Origin of the sequence: Streptomyces sp. W16 (assembly GCF_033194735.1) — a bacterium.
GTDB lineage: Bacteria > Actinomycetota > Actinomycetes > Streptomycetales > Streptomycetaceae > Streptomyces.
Window position 1 is genome coordinate 1 of the sequence record NZ_JAWOAI010000675.1, and the last position, 4,456, is coordinate 4,456.

A 4,456-nucleotide genomic window follows, 5' to 3' on the forward strand; every position below is an offset into this window, starting at 1 on the left:
CTGCCGCAGCGCCGACTCCCGGCGCGGGCGCGGCCGTTGGTGGATGCGTACCGCCTCCGCGAGCTGGTCGCCGACCCGCCGCACCGGGGTGAAGGCGTGCAGCGGGTCCTGGAAGACCATGGCGATCCGGCGCCCGCGTACCCGCGCCAACTCCCGCTCCGGCAACGCCAGTAGCTCCTCGCCGAGCAGCCGTACCGACCCGCCCACCCGGGCGCCCGGCGGTGCGAGCCCCATGAGGGAGAGTGCGGTGAGGGTCTTGCCGGTCCCCGACTCGCCCACCAGGCCCAGCACTTCACCGCGCCGGAGGGTGAGATCGACGCCGCGCACCACGGGCACCGGCGGCCGTCGCCCCGCGTCGACGGCGACTGTCAGGCCACGAACCTCCAGGACGGCGTTCACCCGGACACCTCAGACACGGCGGTACGGGACGGCACGACCGCGTCCGCCGTCGTCGGATCCAGCGCGTCCCGCAGGGCACCACCGACGAGATTCACCGCCAGCACGAACGCGATCAGCAGCCCGGTGGGGAAGAAGAACATCCACGGATACACCAGCGCCACGTCCGTCGCGTCCGCGATCAGCGTGCCGAGGGACACGTCCGGGGGCTGCACTCCCAGACCGAAGTACGACAGTCCGGTCTCGCTGATCACCGCCGCGCCCACGGCCAGCGTCGCGTCCGTGATGAGGAACGACGCCGTGTGCGGCAGCACGTGCCGCCACAGGATCCGTACCGGCGAGACCCCCATCAGCCGTGCCACCACCACGAACTGACGCTCTTTCAGAGACCGTGTCATCCCGCGCACCGCCCGCGCGGTGACCATCCACCCCAGCAGCGCCAGCAGCCCGACCAGCGCGATCCAGCTCCGGTCGCGCAGCCGGGGCGCCGCCACGGACAGCACGAGAAAGGCGGGGAGGACGAGCATGAGATCGACGACGAACATCAGCACCCGGTCCGTCCAGCCGCCGAAGTAGCCCGCGCACGCGCCCACCACCGCGGCGAGCCCGGTCGAGAACACCGCGACGAGGAGCCCGATCAGCAGCGACTTCTGCAGTCCCCGCACCACCTGGGCGAAGACGTCCTGCCCGATCCGGTTGGTGCCCATCCAGTGCCGCGTGTCCGGCGGGTGCCGCAGCGCCGTGTAGTCGACGTCCGTGTGTGTCCACGGGCTGATGTACGGCCCCAGGAACGCCAGGGCGAACAGGACCAGCAGGACCGCGAGCCCGCACAGTGCCCCCGGCCGCCGTACCGTCCGGCGCAGTACCGCGCGCCCCCGTCCGCCGGCCCTCATGGCTGCCGTACCCGGGGATCGAGCAGCGCGTGCAGGACGTCGGCGAGCAGCCCGGCGAGCAGGACGACGGCGGCGGCGAAGATGTTGACGGCCACCACCGAGTTCACATCGCCCTTCTGCACCGAGTCGACGAGCCAACTGCCCATGCCGGGCCAGCCGAAGACCGCCTCGGTGAACACGGCCCCGGTGAACAGGGTCAGCATCCCGAAGGAGAAGAACACCGACACCGGGACGAGCGAGATCCGCAGCCCGTGCCGCAGCAGCGCACGGCCCGGTGTGAGCCCCTTCGCCCGGGCGGTGCGCAGATGGTCGGCGCCCAGCACGTCGAGGGTGGCGGCGCGCTGGTAGCGGCTGTAGGAGGCGATCGCGGGGATCGCCACACAGATCGCCGGAAGCAGCAAGTGGGCTGCCGTGTCCCGCAGTTGGACGGTCCAGTCGCCCTGCAGTCCCGGTGTGTGCTCGCCCGTGTAGAGGACGACCTGGCTCCCGGCGGCCCGGTTGACCGCCAGGGCCCCGGTCTTCAGTAGCAGCGCCAGCACGAACGTGGGCACACACAGCACCGCGAACGAGAACACCGTCAGGATCCGGTCGCCCGGCCGGCGGTGGCGGACCGCCGCCCACACCCCGGCCAGTACCCCCACCGCCGTACCCACCACGGTGCCCACCAGCAGCAGCCGCACCGACACCCCGACCCTGCGGCCGAACTCGGCGTTCACGGACTCCCCGTCGATGGTCAGGCCGAGGTCGCCGTGGACGGTCCGTCCCGCCCAGTGCGCGAAGCGCTCCGGCAGCGGGGCGCGGTCGTCCATGCCCAGCCGGGCCAGCTCCGCGTCGACGACCCGGGCGGGCGGGGGCGGCTGACGGCCCTCGAAGTAGGCGCGCGGATCGAGCGCGGTCGAGGCGAGTGCGTAGGTGAGGACGACGGAGGTGAGGAAGAGGATCGTGCAGTGGACCAGGCGCCTGACGACCAGGGAGAGCATGGGCCCTCGTTCCGCTTCATATGGGTGACACATCGTGATGTTAAGCTCCGGCTCCGCAATGCGCAGGACAGTTCGGGCAGTTGACGGTTCGTCCGTACTGGGAGGGCCGCAGGGTGGAGCGATTACGGGGCCGGCTCGCGCGCTCGCTGATGTGCACGCTCGTGCTCCTCGCCATGGCCGGCTGCTCCGGTTCCCCCGGCACCGCCCGCCGTCCGGCGCTGCCGACCTACGGCACCTACGACATCAACGCCCAGCCCTCGGACGCTCTCCGCTCGGGCGGCACGCTGACCCTGCCGATGGCGCAGATGATCACGCAGTTCAACTTCGACCATGTCGACGGCGCCCTGGACGACGTGTGGACCGTCGACAGCATGACCGAGCCGCGGCTCTTCGTCCGCGACGCCAAGGGCGAACCGCACGCGGTCCCGGAGTACCTGCTCTCCGCGTCCGTCACCGGCACCTCGCCCCAGGTTGTCACCTACCGGCTCAACCCGAAGGCCCGCTGGTCCGACGGAAAGGCCCTGAGCTGGCGGGACTTCGCCGCCCAGTGGCACGCGCTCGGCGGCGCCGACCAGCGCTACCTGGTCGCCGACACCAGCGGCTACGACCGTATCGCCGACGTACGCCAGGGTGCCGGCGCGCACGAGGTGCGCGTCACCTTCAAGCAGCCGTACGCCGACTGGCGCAGGCTGTTCACCCCGCTCTTCCCGGCCGCCGCCTATGACACCCCGCAGCGCTTCAACTCCGGCTGGCAGGGTCAACTGCCCATCAGCGCGGGCCCGTTCAAGCTCGCGAAGGTCGACAGGACCGCGCAGACCCTCACCTTCGTACCCGACCCCCGCTGGTGGGGCACCGAACCCCGGCTCGACCGGATCGTCTTCCGCGTCCTCGACGCCGACGCCGCCCTCCAGGCCTTCCTGAACGGCGAGGTCGACGCGGTCAACGCCGCCACCAGCGAGGCCTACGCCCAGCTGAAGAGCGCCCGCGACAGCGAGATCCGCATCGGCTCCGCCTGGGACGAGGTGCACATCACCCTCAACGGCGCGGGCGGCCCGCTCGCCGACCGGGCCGTACGCAACGCCGTCCAACAGGCCGTCGACCGCACCGCGTTGGCCGACGTCGCGGCCGAAGGCCTCCCGGTGAAGGTGCCGTTGCTCGGCAACCACTTCTTCATGACCAACCAGCCCGGCTACACCGACAACTCCCGGCCCTACGGCACCTACGACCTCAAGGCCGCCCAACAGGCCCTGGACGCCGCGGGCTGGAAGAGTCCCGGCGCCGGAAAGACCCGCGTCAAGAACGGCACCAGCCTCACCCTCCGCTTCGTGCTCAGCGAGGGCACCAACCGGCTCGGCGAGGACCTGGCCCAGCTCGTCCAGCACATGCTGGCCCAGGCCGGCGTCCGGGTCGACATCCAGAAGGTGCCCGCGTCCGCCTACGCACCGCAGTACCTGGAGAAGGGCAACTTCGACCTCGCCATCTTCCGGTTCACCGGCCTGACGTACCCGAGCTCGGCCTACGCCATCTACCGCCGCCCCGAGACGGGACAGCCCTTCCAGAACTACGGCGGGGTCGGATCGGCCCGGGTGGACCAGCTCCTCGGCCAGGCCGTCGGCGCCCTCGACGAACGGACCGCCCAGCAGCTCTACGACCGGGCGGACGCCGAGATCTGGCGGCTCGGCCACGACATCGAGCTCTACCAGCGCCCCCAGATCCTCGCCGTGCGCAAGGGCCTCGCCAACTACGGGGTGCCGGGGCTCGGCGACGTCGACTTCAGCCGGGTCGGCTGGCAGAAGTGAGCGTACGGCGGCCCCGTACGGACGATTCCGTACGGGGCCGCTGTGACCGGCAGGTTCAGGCACGCGGACGGCTCAGGGCTCTCTCGTCCGCCTGCTGGCGCACCATGTCGTAGCCGAGCGCGGCCGAGGCCAGCGTCACATGATGGTGCCAGCCCCGGAAGGAGCGGCCCTCGAAGTCGCCGAGCCCGAACTCCTCGTGCATCCGGCCGAGCGCCCCCTCCGCGAACCGCCGCAACTGCGCCAGCGGCACGATCTCCGCCAGGCGGCGGGCCGGGAGGTTCGTCAGCCAGTAGGCGCGCGGCCGGGACCGGCCGTAGGGCCAGTCCGCCAGCAGCAGACGCGGCCGGGGGACCGTGCCCGCGGCCGGGTCCGCGCGCAGCAGCACCGG

The 4,456-nt window shown here is 71.7% G+C and carries 4 protein-coding genes and 1 pseudogene; 1 reads left to right on the forward strand and 4 read right to left on the reverse strand.

All coding sequences use genetic code 11. The features are described from left to right. The 3 genes from R6V09_RS46840 to R6V09_RS46850 form a co-directional block, all read right to left on the reverse strand. A partial coding sequence (locus tag R6V09_RS46840; RefSeq protein WP_317887562.1) for an ATP-binding cassette domain-containing protein occupies window positions 1-399 on the reverse strand: 399 nt, incomplete at its 3' end. After that, the gene (locus R6V09_RS46845; protein WP_317887563.1) at window positions 396-1,289 is read right to left on the reverse strand and encodes an ABC transporter permease; all 894 of its coding nucleotides are present in this window, start codon (window positions 1,287-1,289) and stop codon (window positions 396-398) included. The genes R6V09_RS46840 and R6V09_RS46845, both read right to left, overlap by 4 nt. Next, a complete protein-coding gene (locus R6V09_RS46850) occupies window positions 1,286-2,269 on the reverse strand; it encodes an ABC transporter permease (RefSeq protein WP_317887564.1) in 984 nt (327 codons plus the stop codon). Before R6V09_RS46850 ends, R6V09_RS46845 begins: the two co-directional genes overlap by 4 nt. An 80-nt stretch (window positions 2,270-2,349) precedes the next feature. On the opposite strand from R6V09_RS46850, the gene R6V09_RS46855 reads away from it, so the two are divergent. Continuing rightward, complete coding sequence (locus R6V09_RS46855) at window positions 2,350-4,068, forward strand: ABC transporter family substrate-binding protein (protein WP_317887565.1); 1,719 nt, start codon at window positions 2,350-2,352, stop codon at window positions 4,066-4,068. A 55-nt stretch (window positions 4,069-4,123) separates the two neighbouring features. Here R6V09_RS46855 and R6V09_RS46860 read toward each other — a convergent pair. Next, a pseudogene (locus R6V09_RS46860) lies at window positions 4,124-4,456 on the reverse strand (IS701 family transposase); the annotation flags it as partial.

Excerpts from the sequence above, each read along its gene's own strand:
- R6V09_RS46850 (WP_317887564.1), bottom strand. The coding sequence starts at position 2,269 with ATGCTCTCCCTGGTCGTCAGGCGCCTGGTCCACTGCACGATCCTCTTC.
- R6V09_RS46845 (WP_317887563.1), bottom strand. The coding sequence starts at position 1,289 with ATGAGGGCCGGCGGACGGGGGCGCGCGGTACTGCGCCGGACGGTACGG.